12 protein-coding genes and 1 pseudogene are annotated in these 14,862 nt (G+C 69.0%); 7 read left to right on the top strand and 6 right to left on the bottom strand.

Annotation, left to right across the window (positions count from 1 at the left end):
* Positions 1–14: 14 nt before the first annotated feature.
* The 3 genes from OHU74_RS34825 to OHU74_RS34815 form a co-directional block, all read right to left on the bottom strand.
* Positions 15–767, bottom strand: a complete 753-nt coding sequence (locus tag OHU74_RS34825) for a class I SAM-dependent methyltransferase (protein ID WP_371614178.1) — start codon at positions 765–767, stop codon at positions 15–17.
* Positions 768–889: 122 nt separating this feature from the next.
* The gene (locus OHU74_RS34820; RefSeq protein ID WP_371614179.1) at positions 890–1,654 is read right to left on the bottom strand and encodes a DUF2785 domain-containing protein; all 765 of its coding nucleotides are present in this window, start codon (positions 1,652–1,654) and stop codon (positions 890–892) included.
* Between the two features lie 107 nt (positions 1,655–1,761).
* Positions 1,762–2,646: a GyrI-like domain-containing protein gene (locus OHU74_RS34815; protein WP_371614180.1), complete on the bottom strand. Its 885-nt coding sequence runs from the start codon at positions 2,644–2,646 to the stop codon at positions 1,762–1,764.
* Positions 2,647–2,806: 160 nt separating this feature from the next.
* Between OHU74_RS34815 and OHU74_RS34810 the strand changes: the two genes are divergently transcribed.
* Positions 2,807–3,922 carry a serine hydrolase domain-containing protein gene (locus tag OHU74_RS34810; RefSeq protein WP_371614181.1) on the top strand — a complete coding sequence of 372 codons (1,116 nt, stop codon included), beginning with the start codon at positions 2,807–2,809 and terminating at the stop codon, positions 3,920–3,922.
* A gap of 208 nt (positions 3,923–4,130) precedes the next feature.
* Positions 4,131–4,565: a hypothetical protein gene (locus OHU74_RS34805; RefSeq protein WP_371614182.1), complete on the top strand. Its 435-nt coding sequence runs from the start codon at positions 4,131–4,133 to the stop codon at positions 4,563–4,565.
* An 89-nt stretch (positions 4,566–4,654) separates the two neighbouring features.
* On the opposite strand, the gene OHU74_RS34800 is transcribed toward OHU74_RS34805, so the two are convergent.
* Positions 4,655–5,041, bottom strand: coding sequence for a hypothetical protein (locus OHU74_RS34800; RefSeq protein ID WP_371614183.1), 387 nt, complete (start codon positions 5,039–5,041; stop codon positions 4,655–4,657).
* Between the two features lie 342 nt (positions 5,042–5,383).
* On the opposite strand from OHU74_RS34800, the gene OHU74_RS34795 reads away from it, so the two are divergent.
* A complete protein-coding gene (locus OHU74_RS34795) occupies positions 5,384–6,451 on the top strand; it encodes an alpha/beta hydrolase family protein (protein ID WP_371614184.1) in 1,068 nt (355 codons plus the stop codon).
* Positions 6,452–6,522: 71 nt separating this feature from the next.
* Here the strand turns inward: OHU74_RS34795 and OHU74_RS34790 are convergent, their stop codons facing one another.
* On the bottom strand, positions 6,523–9,300 hold the full coding sequence (locus OHU74_RS34790) for a discoidin domain-containing protein (RefSeq protein ID WP_371614185.1): 2,778 nt from the start codon (positions 9,298–9,300) through the stop codon (positions 6,523–6,525).
* Between the two features lie 407 nt (positions 9,301–9,707).
* Between OHU74_RS34790 and OHU74_RS34785 the strand changes: the two are divergent.
* The 3 genes and pseudogenes from OHU74_RS34785 to OHU74_RS34775 form a co-directional block, all read left to right on the top strand.
* Positions 9,708–12,155, top strand: a pseudogene (locus OHU74_RS34785) (discoidin domain-containing protein); the annotation flags it as partial.
* Positions 12,150–12,641, top strand: a complete 492-nt coding sequence (locus tag OHU74_RS34780; RefSeq protein WP_371619530.1) for a discoidin domain-containing protein — start codon at positions 12,150–12,152, stop codon at positions 12,639–12,641. The pseudogene OHU74_RS34785 and the gene OHU74_RS34780, both read left to right, overlap by 6 nt.
* Positions 12,642–12,820: 179 nt before the next feature.
* Positions 12,821–13,174 carry a hypothetical protein gene (locus OHU74_RS34775; protein WP_371614186.1) on the top strand — a complete coding sequence of 118 codons (354 nt, stop codon included), beginning with the start codon at positions 12,821–12,823 and terminating at the stop codon, positions 13,172–13,174.
* Between the two features lie 108 nt (positions 13,175–13,282).
* Here the strand turns inward: OHU74_RS34775 and OHU74_RS34770 are convergent, their stop codons facing one another.
* Entirely contained in the window at positions 13,283–13,741 is a 459-nt protein-coding gene (locus OHU74_RS34770) for a MarR family transcriptional regulator (protein WP_371614187.1), read from the bottom strand.
* Between the two features lie 348 nt (positions 13,742–14,089).
* On the opposite strand from OHU74_RS34770, the gene OHU74_RS34765 reads away from it, so the two are divergent.
* Positions 14,090–14,593 carry a hypothetical protein gene (locus tag OHU74_RS34765; protein WP_371614188.1) on the top strand — a complete coding sequence of 168 codons (504 nt, stop codon included), beginning with the start codon at positions 14,090–14,092 and terminating at the stop codon, positions 14,591–14,593.
* Positions 14,594–14,862 lie beyond the last annotated feature (269 nt).

Genomic DNA, 14,862 nt, shown 5'->3' with positions numbered 1-14,862 from the left:
CCCGACGGCCGAGCTCAGGTGGGCTTGCGCCACACGGAGATGTGCTTCGCGGAGTCCTGGGTGAACGGCGCTCCGTCCCAGTCCGCGACGCGACGTTCCAGCTCGAGCCCGGCGATCCGTGCCATCAGGTCGAGCTCTGCCGGCCAGGCGTAGCGGTGCCGGGAGTTTTCGCGGCGGTAGCGGCCGTCGTCGCTGTCGCTGTCGCCGTCGCGGGTGAAGTGGTGCGAGACGAGGATCTGCTCGACGAGGTCGAAGGTGTCGAAGCCGAGGTGCTGCTCGGAGACGTCGAACGGCACCGCGATCTGGCCGGGCGGCAGGAACCGCAGCGGCGGCACACCCAGCTCGATGACGAACCGGCCGCCGGGCTCCAGATGGCGTGCGGCGTTGCGGAAGCACTCGACCTGCTCGTCCTGCGTGAGCAGGTTCGTGATGGTGTTGTAGACGAGATAGACCAGGGTGAACCCGCCGGGAACGACGGTGGTGGCCATGTCCCCGATGACCACCGGGAGCGTGTCCTCGTCGGTCTTGCGCCGCAGCACCGCCGCCATGTGCTCGGACATTTCGATGCCCGTCACCGGCACACCGCGCTCCCGGAGGGGGACGCCCACGCGTCCGGTCCCGATGGCGAACTCCAGTGCCCGGCCGTCTCCGGCGAGCTCGGCGAGGAAGTCGAGGGTCGGTCCGAGGACGGCGGCCGAGGACATCTCGGTCTCCTCGGCGTCGTAGCGGTCGGCGGTCGCTCGGGTCCACAGCTCACTGCTCGTCACGGGCGGCCACTTTGCCGGGTACCGCGGAGCGCTGTCGACCCATTTACCTTCCACCGGCTCCGATCACACGGTTCGGGGCCGGTCGGGAGAGATCTTTCCGGGCACCGCCCGCTGGGTGGCTCTTACCGGGCGTCGACCAGGTCGAGGACCTCGGTCAGCGCGGCGGTGAGGGCCTGGCGGCACGGCCGGTCCGTGCCTCGGTGTACCCGGATGTAGAGCGGTCGCAGGGTTCGGACGGTGTTGGAGTACCAGGCGGGGACCGGACCGCGCGGCAGCGTGCGGAACGCCTGCGCCACGGGCTCCAGCCAGGCCGTCACCGTTTGTTCGGTCAGATCCTCGCGAGCCAGGACGATGTCGAGGGCTCTGGCCAGCCGGTCGTCCTCTTGCTGCTCCAGTACGTGGTCCGTGGGCGTCAGCAGGCGGGTCGCAGCCAGGCGCAGCAGCAGCCGAGGGTCGGCCTCGGGCCGCAGCCCGAAGGCCCCCAGCAGGTCGGCGCCGTGGGCCACCGCATGCAGCCAGCCGATCGTGTCGTCGTAGCCGCGCAGGTCGGTCTCGGTGACGAACCAGTCGGCGAAGGCGTCCAGCCAGCCCGGCCGGAACTCTCCTGCCCGCACCAGATAGGTCAGCACGAGCGGAGCGAACGTACGGGCCTGTATCTCCTGGTCGGTGAAGCGGACCGCCATCGCGTCACCCAGCGCCGACCGCCTCGGGCCGTCGATCACCCCACGCGCGATCCATTCCCTGAGCACCATGAGCGGGGCACCGTCACGGATCTCGGGGTCCGGGTCGGCCAGTGCCTGCGAAAGATCGGCCACGAGGTCGTCGAAGGACTGCGTGGCGGGAACGGCGTAGTCGTGGTCCTCGATGACACTGTCCCAATTGATCATGGAGGCATCGTAGGCAGGCCCTGGTTCCCCTGCACAACAGGATTTCCCGCCCGGGCCGGGGCGACCGTACCGACGCAGCGGTGATCAGGACCATGCGGCCGGCGCGATCACGCCCCGGCGTTCCCGCTGCCGCCCCGCTCGACCGGGATCCACAGCTGGGAGCCGGTCTCGGCGCCGATCTCCACCGGCTGCGTCAGCAGGAGCTCCGGACCTGGCCGGCTCGCGTACGGGTTCGAAGGGAACCACTGCGTGAACACATCCCGCCACAGCTCCTGGATGGCGCTCGGATAGGGCCCGTGGTTGTCGAAGACCGCCCAGGTACCGGCTGGCACGTCGAGGGCGTCGAGCTCCTCGGCAGTCGCCTCGGGACCGGTCACCACACCGATCCAGTAATCCACCTCGGCACCCTCCTCCCGGCTGTCGGTCAGGTGCACCACCGCCGACAGGACCCCCTCCGGCTCCCGGTGGACCAGCGCCTTCATCCGTACGATCGCCTGCCGGTCCAGGCCCGCCAAGTGCGCCGTGGCAGCCGCGTTGACCCCCTCGTGCACGAGGGGGACCCGGGCCTTCCTTCCGACAACCCGAAACGCCTCCTTCTCCACGATCCGGTACCGCATGGTGGTGCCCCCTTCGACGACGACACGGAAGGACATGCGCGGCTGTGCTGTGAGCACGGCACCAGTGCGCCGGGCCTCGCCCGGCCCGATGCCGTGCACCGACCGGAACGCCCGGGCGAACGCCTCGCCCGAGCCGTACCCGTACCGCACCGCGACATCGAGCAGCGTCAGCTCCCCGGCCAGTACCTCGGCCCCGGCGAGCGTCATCCGCCGACGCCGCACGTAGACCGGGAGCGGCATCCCAGCGAGCGCGGAGAACAGCCGCCGGAAGTGGTACTCCGACACCGCGGCGATCCGGGCGACCTCGGCCATGTCGACCTCCCGGTCGAGGCAGGTCTCCAGGTGGTCCAGCGCCTGATTCAGCCGCTCCAGCACGTGTATCCGTCCTTCTTCCTTGTGTCTCCGCTGCAGGAACTGCCCTTGCGGGGTCAGGCCGTCTTGATGGAGTTGAGCGCATTCGATCGCGCCCCGCCCGACAAATCCAGTGCAGGAATTGTCGGGCAGGATGACCTGGCGCGGCCTGAGGCTTACGGCCATGACTGATATTGATGGAGTATGCGAGCCGCGGTTTGCCGCGGTCCGTGAGGCGCTTGCGGCTTCGCTCGGCAGCCACGACGTGGGTGCCTCGGCGGCCGTCTACGTCGACGGCGAGCCGGTGGTCGACATCTGGGGTGGGTACGCCGATGCGGACCGTTCCGTCAGGTGGGAGCGCGACACCCTCACCAACGTGAACTCAACGACCAAGAACATGACCGCCCTGTGTGCGCTGATCCTCGCCGACCGAGGCCAGCTCGATCTGTCCGCGCCGGTCGCCGCCTATTGGCCCGAGTTCGCCGTGGCCGGCAAGGAGGGCGTGCTGGTCCGGCACGCCCTGTCACACACCGCGGGGCTGCCGGACCTGTCCGGGCTGAAGGCGGTCGAGGAGCTCTACGACTGGGAGGGCGTGACGGCGGGGCTGGCCGCGCAGGCTCCCGAATGGGAACCCGGAACGGCGGCCGGCTATCACGCGCTCACCTTCGGGTTCCTCGTCGGTGAGATCGTCAGCCGCATCACCGGACGCAGTCTCGGCGAGTTCTTCGCCGAAGAGGTGGCGGGGCCGCTGGGCGCGGACTTCCACATCGGGCTTCCTTCGGAGGACGACCACCGCGTCGTGCCGCTGATCCCCCCGCAGTCGCTGACCGACGAGTACGCCTCCAGCGCGCCGCCCGGGCCGGACGGCGCACGCCGGGAGTACACCGGTGCCGCGATCCGCGTCAGGGACGTCAACTCCGTGGCGTGGCGTCGTGCGCAGATCCCGGCGGTGAACGGCTTCGGCAACGCCCGGTCTGTCGCCCTCGCCCAGTCGGTACTGGCAAACCAGGGATCGGCCGGCGGGGTGCGACTGCTGTCCCCCCGGGGCTGTGAGCCCGCGTGGCAGGAGGTGTTCCGCGGCGACGACCTGGTCCTGCGGACGCCGATGTCCTGGACCGTGGGCTTCGGCAAGTTCGGCAACACCTTCGGCTGGGGCGGCTGGGGCGGCTCGCTGGTCGTGAGCGATCCCGACTCGCGCATGACGGTGGCCTACGTCATGAACCAGATGATCGACCGGGACCGGCAGGAGGACAACCGCGGCATGGAGATCGTCATGGCCGCCTACGGCGGACTGCGCTGACGGCACAGGGGAAGTCCGTGGTCGGTACCCGGACGGGCTGCCCTCTCCCGCTGTGCGACGCCGGACCGGGCCGGATACACCGCAGGGGGTAGGCCGGCTACCCCGGTGGTGGGCCCGAAGATCAACCCCTGGTGGGTCGAGAAGGCTCCGCCGCCCGGGCTACATTCTCCGCCGTCCCGTGCAACGTGGACCAGACGACGGAGGAACGATGAAGCTCACGACGAAGACCGCCCTGACTCTTGCCGCGGTCCCGGCCGCGCTACTGCTGCTCGCGGGGCCGGCCTCTGCCGGCTCCGGTTTCGAAGTCACCGGCACCGGCGGCGACATCGGCGGCGCCTGGGCGCACGGATACTACGGAAAGGCGGCCGACGGCCGGGTCCACCTGAGCGGCGAACTCAAGGACACGGCGAGCGACGGCAAGGGCGCGGCGCTCAAGATCCACGCGGTGTACTCGGACGGCGGCACCCGCGACGTGCAGGTTTGGAACACACGTGGCAACCAGGCGATCGTGAGCATCGGCGAGTACAGCTTCGCTGGGAACGTGAGTCGTATCGAGCTCAAAGAGTGCCTGTTGTACCGCGGAGGCGACGGCAACATCTACGTGGGTGCCTGCGCCGCGGGCGCCGAAGTCCTGTCCTTCTGACGCTCGTCCGAACGCCCAGGGTGACGAAGAGGACCAACGGATCTGGAGCTACGGCCGCCGGGCGCCGCTGAACGCGGAGGCGTCCGCAATCAGTCCTTGATGGGGCTCTCGCACACGGCAGGCTGCCCGGCCGCGGGCGAGGTGCCCCGCGCGAGCACCTTGCGGCCGTCCAGGAGGATCGCGCAGGTGGCCACCGCTCCCTTGGCGGGGATGACGCTCACCTTGGCGTTCTTCCCGTCGACGATCACCACTTCCTTCCGCCAGGCTCCGGTCGTATCGGCCTCGCTGTGCCGGCGCACGTCCGTGTCCTCCCACGGATAGCGGCCTTTGGTGTCCTGGTAGGTGACGCCGTACGTGCCGGATTTGGAGGTCTTCGCCGTATAGGTGATCGCCCAGGCCTTGCCGAAGTCGCCGCTGAACTGGACCGCCGCGAAGACCGCGAGAAGCCCGATCACACCCACGACCAGGGGTGTCACACAGCAAGCCGTACGCCGAGCACTCATCACACCGCTCCGTCCGGACGCCCACCGTGGGCCTCCTCAGCCTCCCATCCAATCGGAGCGAAAGGAGCGGATCGTCACCTTTCAGGTGGAACCGCGCATACATCGTAGGTCGCACTCCCATGGCAGAAAGGCCCACCCTGCAACCCCGGCTCCGGCCCGGTCTCGTAGCCCTTGACGCTCATTGATACGCCTGCGCACATCGCCTGATACATCCCTGACGGCCAGGGTGCATACCTTCGAGACGTCGCCTCGGCGCCCACCGGCCCGAGTGGCCGTCCCCGTCTGAGAAGCGCGCCCCGAAAGGCCCCCTTGCCGATGCGTATGCCCCCTCGCTCCCTGCGCCGCTGCCTCCTCCCCGTGACGGCCGTCGCCTCGGTCATCCTGGGGACCGCTTCCTGCGGCAACGCCCAGCCCGAGGTCGTCGGCTCGGCCAAGGTCTCCGCGCAGGACGCAACGGCCGGTTCGGCCCGGCTCACCTACGACTTCGGTGACAGCGCCTACGCGCCGCCGGGCCTGGACGGCAAGCGTACGGAGCTGAAGGCCGCCGTCACCTACCCGCGCAAGCTGGAAGGGGGCAAGCATCCCCTGGTGATGATGCTGCACGGCTGGGGCGACACCTGCGCCGCGGGTGACGAGCCGGTCCGCGGCCAGGGCTGGCCGTGCGCCAAGGGCGCCGAGCCGGTCGGCAACTACCTGGGCTACTCCTACCTCGCCGAGGCACTGGCCGACAAGGGATACATCGTGGTGTCGGTGGCGGCCAACGGCATCCAGGCCCAGGAGAAGAACCAGGGCCAGGTCGCGCGGGCGGCCCTGCTGGACAAGCATCTGGAGATGTGGGAGCAGCTGTCCACCGGGGAAGGCCCGCTGCGGGAGCTCAAGCAGTTCACGGACCACGTGGACCTCGACCGGGTCGGCACGCTCGGACACTCCCGCGGCGGCGGCGGTGTCCTCGCCCAGGCCCTGGACAGCCACAAGCTCCCGCCCGGCGTGCACCTCCGCGCCACCCTCGCACTCGCGCCCGCCATGAACGGCATCAACGCGGACAAGGAACACATCACCCGCGTTCCCCTCTCCCTGGTCGCCGGAACCTGCGACGCCATGTGGGAGGACAGCAAAGTCCCCGTCGCGATGGCCGCCGGGAACCCGCACGTCGAACACCACGACGTACCCGGCGGCAACCACAACTTCTTCAACACGGTCTGGACCCCCGGCACCGGACCGGCCTTCGCAACCGACGACGTCACCGTCGACCACCGCAATCGCCCCGGCGGCCGGTGCGAGAGCACGAACGCAACCGGCACCCCCCAGCAGCTGGAGCCCACCGAGCAACGCGAGATCGCGATCCGCTACGCCACCGCGTTCTTCGACAAGTACCTGAAATAGCAACCCTTCTCCCGCCGGGCTCGCCACCCAACTCAAGGAGCGCCGGCCTGGACGCCTGGGCCGCCGTGCGGTTACGGGTTCCACACCTCGAACTCCGAGAACTGGCCGGCGGGCCAGCCGGTGTTCGCGGAGACGGTGACCCGGATATAGCGCTGTGCGGTGGCGGGGAAGGTGAGGGTGACGGTGTTGTTGGCGGCGGGGTCGAAGGTGTAGGAGGCGGAGGACTTCAGTGTGGTGAAGGCCGCGCCGTCGGTGGAGCCCTGGACGGTCAGGGTCTGGTTGCGGGCGCCCCAGGTGGCGGGAAGCCGCAGAACGACCTTGCCGGCGATCTGTGCGGAACCGAGGTCGACCTGGATCCACTGCGGGAAGGCGTTGTTGGCGCTCTCCCAGTAGCTGTTCTGGTTGCCGTCCGTGGCATTTGACGACGAGTAGACACCGGTGTGGCTGGTCTCGGTGGTGGGTCTGCCCGCGGCCAGGTCGGTCGGCGTGGGGTTCCCGCCCGGAACGGCGAAGGTGAGCTGGTTGAGGTTCCACCCGCCGTGGTCCTGGTCGACCGTCAGGGTCTGCTTGCCGGCCGGAAGTGCGACGGTGGCGGTGACCGTGGTCCAGGACTGCCAACCTCCGGTCGCGGGGATGCTGATGGCGCCGCTGAGGTTCGTGCCCGAGGCGTCGGACAGGTGCAGAGCGCCGGTGACGGCGGAGGGGGCCGCCAGTCGCAGGCCGACGGTGTACGTGCCCGCGGAGGCGACGTTCACGGTGTAGCGGAACCATTGGCCACCGCTGGTCCAGCCCAGGTTCTGGCCCCCGCCGGTGTCCGAGGTGCTCTCCAGGTCCACGCCGTCGGAGCGGTAGGCGGAACCGTTGCCGTTGATGGAGGTGACGTTGTACGCCGCGCCCTGGCCGCCGGTGTCATAGTTCTCCGCCTGTACGGTGCCGGGTACGGCCGCGGGCGTGCCGCCGTAGGGGCCTTGCGGGGTGGTGGTGCCCTGCCAGCTGTTGCCGCTGACCGACGCCGTAAAGCCGCTCGAGTTGTTGACGAAGGCGGTCATGCCGGATTTCAGCCCGGTGAGGGTGTTGCCCGTGATGGTGGCGGATCCGGTGGGCGCCGGGTAGAAGGGAGGTGCGATCGCCACACCGCCTCGGCCCGGGTTGGTGATCGTGTTCTCCTTCAGCAGGGTGTCGGTCGAGGTGGAGAAGCCGATTCCGTCGTAGAGGGAGTCGCCGACGGTGTTTCCGGTGACGTTGACCTTGTCGACGATCCCGGTGTTCTGGCCGTCGCCGCCGTTGCCGACGTGCAGGGCCGGCTGCCCCTGGCCGTACGCGTTGCCTCCGGAGCGGAGCACGGTGTTACCCGTGACGGTCGCGGAGAGCAGGTCGTCGCCGTTGACGCCGAAGCGGCCGGCTCCCAGGCCGATGTAGCGCGCGGTGTCGCTGACCTGGTTGTTGGTGACCTGGTGACCACTGCCCCCATAGATCGCGACGCCCTTGCCGCCCCACGGCGCTATCGAGGTGTTGTTGCTGACCGTGACGTTGGCCATCGGGTGGTAGTAGGTCCTGGAACCGTCGCCGTTGGTGTTGTAGTTGACCGAGTTGACGGCGATCGCGTCGTCTCCCGTGCCTCGCACGAAGTTGTTGGTGACGGTCAGGGTGTCTCCGGTGTCTGCTCCGAGCGAGACGTTGTTGACATTGATGCCGTCCGCCCAGATCGAGGTCAGGCGGCTGTTGCTCACCTTGCCTCCGGTGCCCGAGGCCCAGAAGCCGGACATGGTGTGCTGGGTCCAGATGCCGTCGGCCGACCAGTTGCTGCCGGTGGTGTCCATGGCGCCGCCGTCGCCGCCGATGGTGCTGCGGCTGACCGCGTTGGCGTCGATGTGGAAGTCGCGCACGGCGCAGGACGTGACGGAGAACAGGGCCGCCAGCGGCGTGGTGTTGGGTACCGGTACGTCGCGGTAGACGGTGCTGTACCACTGGCCTGCGCCGGCGATGGTGATGCCCTGTGCGTGCAGACCGGTGGTGCCCTTCACGTAGAAGGTGCCCTGAGGAATCCAGAGCGTCTTGCCCTGTGACTGGGCCTGGTTCATGCAGCTCTGGATGGCGGGGCCGCTGTCGGTGGCCTGACTGTCGGCGGAGCCGTTGGTCGGGCTGTTGTCGGCGACCGCTCCGCAGCTGGTGATGGAGATCGACCCGGCCGGCTGGGCGAGCGGTGGCGGCGGGTTCTCCACGTCGATCACGTCGATGTCGTAGAAGGACGCGGTGTTGGCGGAGTCCTGCCGGAGGGAGAACGTGGCACCGGCCGGGATGGGCGCGCCGGTGACGAAGGCGTGCACCTCGTCCCAGAACACGCGCGGGTTGCCGTCGGCCGGGTTCTGGTTGTCGCTGGTGTTGTAGTTGTTGTTGCCCTCGTACACCCAGCTCTGCTTGGAGTTGAGGTTCAGTGCCTGCCGGAACGTGCCGTTGACGTACAGGTTCAGCGTGGCGGTGATGCCACCGCCGGATGGCGAATCGGGGATGCTGGCCCGGACGTTGAGGAAGCTGATGGGCTGTCCGGTGGTGTTGGTCCACCCGACGGACTGCCCCGTGCCGCCGAGACGGACGTACGCATGGCCGGACGCCTCCAGCGCGGCGCTGGAGTACTGATCGGTCGGCGCCGCTGTCACCGAGGTGACGGCCGCGCCGCCTCCGAGGGCTCCGGACTCGCCCTCGTAGCTGCTGAACCCGGTCGTGGCGCCGGCCACCGTACTCGCGGCGGTCGTGGCTCGCGTCGATCCGGGGACGGCGCTTGCCGGGACCGCGGGCATCCACGCCATGCCTACGACGGCGACGACCGCCACCGCAAGGAGTCGTCTCATGCGTTCCGCGCGGCGGACAGGTAACGGAAACTCCAGCATCTGACGCTCCTTCAGGGACCGTGGTGCGCGCCGGGCTCCGACCGTACAAAGGACTCTGGAGCCGTGCAAGGTTTCTACAGGGACAAGAAAAGACCTCACAGTTCGATGGATGGACACCACAGCCTGCGCTTCGTCGGACGCAGGGTCCCCGGCCGGAAGGACGCTACGACGTCAACGGCCAGGGACGCCCGGACGCGGAGCGGGCGAAAGCGGCAGGAAGTGCGGATACCGAAGCGGTAAGCAAGGCTTTATTGCGGAGTCACGTCTGTTTCTTGCGCAGGTTCATAGACTTCCTGCATCCGGAGTCGTAGCCTCCCGCGTTGAGCCACTTCGCACACTCCGATCGAGCCGCAAGGACGTACGCGCCCGTGTCCCAGTCGCCGCAAAGTCATGCACCCACTCCCGAGCAGGTCCGCAGCCTGAGACGGCGCGGAACCGCCGTCTTCCTGTCCCTTTCGCTGGCCGCCACCGCGGCCTTGACCGCCCTCGCGGTCGGCAGCGCGCCGGCCGCCCACGCCGTCGGGGTGCCCGCACCCTCGCCCGTCGCCGTACCCGGGCGGGGCGCGACCGTGCCCTTCACCGAGTTGGAGGCCGAGTACGCGGCCACCAACGGCGCCCTCATCGGCCCCGACCGCCTCTACGGCCACCTCCCCTCCGAGGCGTCCGGCCGACAGGCCGTGACGCTCGGATCCGCCGGGCAGTACGTGGAGTTCACCCTCACCAAGCCCGCCAACGCGATGTCCCTGCGCTACAGCCTCCCGGACACCGGGGACGGCAAGGGCCGCGACGCCACGCTGGACGTGCAGGCGAACGGACAGTCCGTCAAAACGCTGGCCGTCACCTCCAAATACAGCTGGTACTACGGCGGCTATCCCTTCAACAACAACCCGGGCGACACCAACCCGCACCACTTCTACGACGAATCCCGCACCCTGCTGGGCGCCGACTACCCGGCCGGGACCAAGATCCGGGTGCAGGTGACCTCGACCGCGCAGTCGCCCTCCTTCACCATCGACCTCGCCGACTTCGAGCAGGTGGGCGCGGCTTCCGGCAAGCCCGCCGGAGCACTCGACGCCGTCGCGGACTTCGGGGCGGATCCGACCGGAGCCACCGACTCCACGGCCCGGATGCAGGCCGCCGTCGATGCGGGCCACGCCCAGGGCAAGACCGTCTTCGTGCCGCCGGGCAACTACACCCTCTACGACCACGTGGTCGTGGACGGGGTCACCGTCCAGGGCGCGGGCCCCTGGTACACGGTCTTCGGCGGCCGCGACCCGGTCAACCGCAACCGCGCGGCCGGCTTCTACGGCAAGTACGTGGCGGGCGGCGGCTACACCGGCCCGGTCCGGCCGCACGAGGCGAACGGGCCCAGCCAGAACGTCACCCTCAAGGACTTCGCGATCATCGGCGACGTCCGCGAGCGGATCGACGACGACCAGGTGAACGCGCTGGGCGGCGCCATGTCCAACTCGACGGTCGACAACCTCTGGATCCAGCACGTCAAGGTCGCGGCGTGGATGGACGGTCCGATGGACCGTTTCACCATCAAGAACAGCCGTTTCCTCGACATGACCGCCGACGGCGTGAACTTCCACACGGGTGTCACGAACTCTCGCGTCACCAATACGTTCCTGCGCAACACGGGTGACGACGGTCTGGCCTCCTGGCCCCAGGACAAGCCCAACACCGACATCAGCTTCGACCACAACACCGTCGTACTGCCGATCCTGGCGAACAACATCGTCACCTACGGCGGCAAGGACTTCACCATCTCGGACAACGTCATGTCCGACACCATCAGCAACGGCGGCGGGCTGCACATCGCCAACCGCTACCCGGGCGTCAGCTCCGGCAAGGGCACCGCGGTCGCCGGCACCATCACAGCCGCGCGCAACACCCTCATCCGGGCCGGGAACAACGACTTCAACTGGAACTTCGGGGTCGGCGCCATCTGGTTCTCCGGCCTGAACGAGGCCGTCCAGGGCGCGAGCATAAGGATCTCCGACACCGACATCCTCGACTCCTCCTACGCCGCGATCCACTCGATCGAGGGCCCCATCAGCGGGGTGGAGTTCACCAACATCAACATCGACGGCGCCGGGACGTACGCCATCCAGGCCCAGTCGAACATCTCGATGAAGCTCACCAACGTCACCGCGAAGAACATCGCCCAGGCCGCCACCCCGATCCACAACTGCATCGGCACCGGTCTGCAGATCACCGATGGCGGCGGCAACTCCGGCTGGAACACCGGACAGACCTGTTCCGGTGTCTGGCCCGAGCCGGTGTGGACCAACGGTGGCGTCCCCGGTGGCGGCACCACCACGCCGCCCACCACGCCGCCCACCACTCCCCCGACCACCCCGCCCACGACCCCGCCCACCACTCCCCCCACCACCCCTGCGAACGGCAACCTCGCCCAGGGCCGCCCCGCCACCGCGTCCTCGGCGGTGCAGTCCTACAGCGCCGCGAACACCGTGGACGGCAATGCCTCGACCTACTGGGAGAGCAACGGCAACGCCTTCCCCCAGACCTTGACGGTCGACCTCGGCGAGACCAAGCAGATCGGCAAGGTCACCCTGAAGCTGCCACCGTCCGCAGACTGGGCCACGCGGACCGAGAACCTCTCGGTGCTCGGCTCCACCGACAACTCTTCCTGGACCACGCTCAGCGGCCCCTCCGGTGTCACCTTCAACCCCGCCTCCGGCAACACGGCGACGCTCGCCCTCAACCCGGCCGGCGCCCGCTACGTCCGTCTGAACATCACCGGCAACACCGGCTGGGCGGCCGGGCAGATCTCAGAGTTCGAGGTGTACGCACCCGAAGGCAGCCCGACCACCCCGCCCACCACGCCTCCCGCGACGACTCCTCCTCCCGCTCCCCCGGCCGACTCCAACCTGGCGCAGGGCCGCCCCGCGGCCGACACCAGCCACACCCAGGGCTACGTGGCCGGCAATGTCACCGACGGCAACGCGGGCAGCTACTGGGAGAGCAACAACAACAACGCTTTCCCCCAGTCGCTCACCGTCGACCTCGGCGCCCAGCGCACCGTCGGCCGCCTCGTCCTGAAGCTCCCCTCCTCCTGGGGCACCCGGACACAGACGCTGTCCGTGCTCGGATCGGCCGACAACACGGCCTGGACGACACTGAAGAACTCCGCCTCGTACACGTTCACCGAGGGCACGAACACCGTCGCCATCACCCTTCCCTCCACAGGCGTTCGGTACCTGCGCCTGACCTTCACCGCGAACAACGGCTGGCCGGCCGGCCAGCTTTCGGAACTGGAGGCGTACACCTCGTAACGAGCGGCGCACCCTCCGGCGGACGGCCGGCCCGCACTCCGGGCCGGCCGTGCGGCGAAGGGCGAATACGAGGCCCTCGGGCGGCCGACCCGCGAGGCGATGGGGTTTGGTAAATCTCCTGCAAAACTAGGGAGTTGGGGCGTCGGGGAAGAACTCCCTCCGGGCCTACGGTGACCCGCATGACGAAGAGCGACGAGAACGACGAGCAGAAGACCGATGTCCGCGTGAGCATCATGGGTGGTCACCGCCTGGAGGGAAAGACCCTTCACGAGCGGACGGTGACGGCGTCCCTCATCGGAGGTGCCCACATCGACCTCACGGACGTCGACCTCCCCGACGGGGCCGAGGTCAAGATCACCAAACTCAGCCTCATCGGGGGCGTCACCCTGAAGGTCCGTCCGGACGTCACCGTGAAGGTCGGCGGCATCAGCCTCGGCGGGGTCACCGACGCGGGTCCCGCCTCGCCGGGCGGGCCGACGGTGCGGGTCGACGCCTGGGGGCTCCTGGGCGGCGTACGCGTGGAGCGCGGCTGAGGTCCGCCGGCGTCGGCACCTGAGCCCGCAAGGGCACGGGCGCCGACGCCGACGCCGACGGCGTACTGGGTCAGGCCGGCGGGGTCGCGCCGGCGGTCACAGCACTGGCTAGTGGTGCCAGGCACGCCCGCCCGTGTTGTGGATGAGTCGCTGCAGCACCTTGAGCGTGGTGAGGTATTCCTCGTCGGAGACGTCCGCGTGCCGTTCCGCCCACAGTTCGCTCTGGAGGGCCGCAGCCTTGTCGTAGAACGCCCGCCCCTCTGCCGTCATGCCCAGCCGCCCCTCCGCGTCCTCGGTGATCCAGCCCTGGGCAATGGTCCGATCCATCTCCGACTCCAGGGCTTCCCGGCCCTCGTCAAGGTAGTCACGCAGGAGGTGCGACACCTCTTCGCGGGTCTTGACGGTGTCGGCACGCGCGACTTGCGCGAGGACCCACCACTGCGGCTGGGTGGTACCGATCCCGTCGAGTGCGCCCCGGGTGCGGGTGACGACGGCCTTGTAGGCGGCCCAACTCCAGTAGCCGATGGGCTGCTTGATCAGTTCGGCGTCAGTGTGCGAATACTCCATGGCCGGCCCCTTCGTTCCTTGCTCGTGCTGGCTCGACGAGACCGACCCTAGGAGCTCAACCAGACTTGAGGTCAAGGCCGTCCGGCGAGAACTCCCCAGCCCCGGGAGAGGTCGCCGACGGCAGGGCGGATACGACCGGCCGGACGGAGTCATCCAGCCAATCACTTGGCATGGCCCTGACATTTCAAGGTCCTTGTGACACGTTCCGTCCGCGCCCCGATCCGCACAGGGCGCGCAGCCCTCCCCCGGCCGTACCCCGCGGATTCCGCCCCCGCCGACCGGGCGCACGCCGGCGCGGCCCACCCAGGCCCCGCTCACCCCACAAGGACGTGGCAAAGAGGAGCGAACATGATGAAGATCTCGACACTGTCGGCTGTCACCGCCCTGGCGGCCGTACTGGTCGTCGGCGCATCGACGGCGGCGTCGGCCCTGGGCCCCGCGGCCGACCAGCAAGTGGACGGCGTGATCGTGGTCTCGGGCAACACCTGTAGCTGGACCAACGCCCGTACGAGCGCCAACCCGCCGAGCGCCCTGACCGTCGACCGCACCAGCATCAACTCGCCCGGGGGCAACCTGGCCTGCAGCGGCGGCATCACCGCCGCCCTCAACAACAACCCGGCCTTCACCTTCGACGACGCCAACGGCACCGCGAAGACGGACGCCATCGACATCTCCGGCAAGCAGAGCTTCGTGTCCTGCCGCTTCAAGGCCACGAACATCGTGTGGAAGCGCGACGGATCGACCCGCAAGTACGTCAACCAGGCCTTCACGGCGACGAAGGTGTCGGGGAGCTTCCTGTGCCCCGGCTCCGTCACGACCGGCGCGGGCGAGGCCTCCATGCTGTTCCACTGATCCGCTGTTCCACTGATCCGCTGACCCACGTGCGCCGCAGCCCCGCACCGGACTGCGGCGCACCCGGCCCGGCCCCGCCGGGCCCGGCCCCGCCGTCGAATCGAAGAATCGATTATGCATACGGCGGGCCGAAAGGCGTCCCGCAGCGACAGGTGGCGGATGCATGTCCACCCGTTCGACTGACATCTCCCCACGTCCGGACGAACATCCACATGATCGAGCCGGCTCCCGGTGAAGCTCGTGGGCGTCTGGCAGCCGCCGCTGCCGCC

This window comes from Streptomyces sp. NBC_00454, from assembly GCF_041434015.1.
Taxonomy (GTDB): domain Bacteria; phylum Actinomycetota; class Actinomycetes; order Streptomycetales; family Streptomycetaceae; genus Streptomyces.
Note: the sequence above shows the minus strand (reverse complement) of the source record. Positions and strands in the feature narration are given on the sequence as shown.

Excerpts from the sequence above, each read along its gene's own strand:
- OHU74_RS34790 (WP_371614185.1), bottom strand. The coding sequence starts at position 9,300 with ATGAGACGACTCCTTGCGGTGGCGGTCGTCGCCGTCGTAGGCATGGCG.
- OHU74_RS34765 (WP_371614188.1), top strand. The coding sequence starts at position 14,090 with ATGATGAAGATCTCGACACTGTCGGCTGTCACCGCCCTGGCGGCCGTA.
- OHU74_RS34770 (WP_371614187.1), bottom strand. The coding sequence starts at position 13,741 with ATGGAGTATTCGCACACTGACGCCGAACTGATCAAGCAGCCCATCGGC.
- OHU74_RS34795 (WP_371614184.1), top strand. The coding sequence starts at position 5,384 with ATGCGTATGCCCCCTCGCTCCCTGCGCCGCTGCCTCCTCCCCGTGACG.
- OHU74_RS34820 (WP_371614179.1), bottom strand. The coding sequence starts at position 1,654 with ATGATCAATTGGGACAGTGTCATCGAGGACCACGACTACGCCGTTCCC.
- OHU74_RS34805 (WP_371614182.1), top strand. The coding sequence starts at position 4,131 with ATGAAGCTCACGACGAAGACCGCCCTGACTCTTGCCGCGGTCCCGGCC.
- OHU74_RS34775 (WP_371614186.1), top strand. The coding sequence starts at position 12,821 with ATGACGAAGAGCGACGAGAACGACGAGCAGAAGACCGATGTCCGCGTG.
- OHU74_RS34810 (WP_371614181.1), top strand. The coding sequence starts at position 2,807 with ATGACTGATATTGATGGAGTATGCGAGCCGCGGTTTGCCGCGGTCCGT.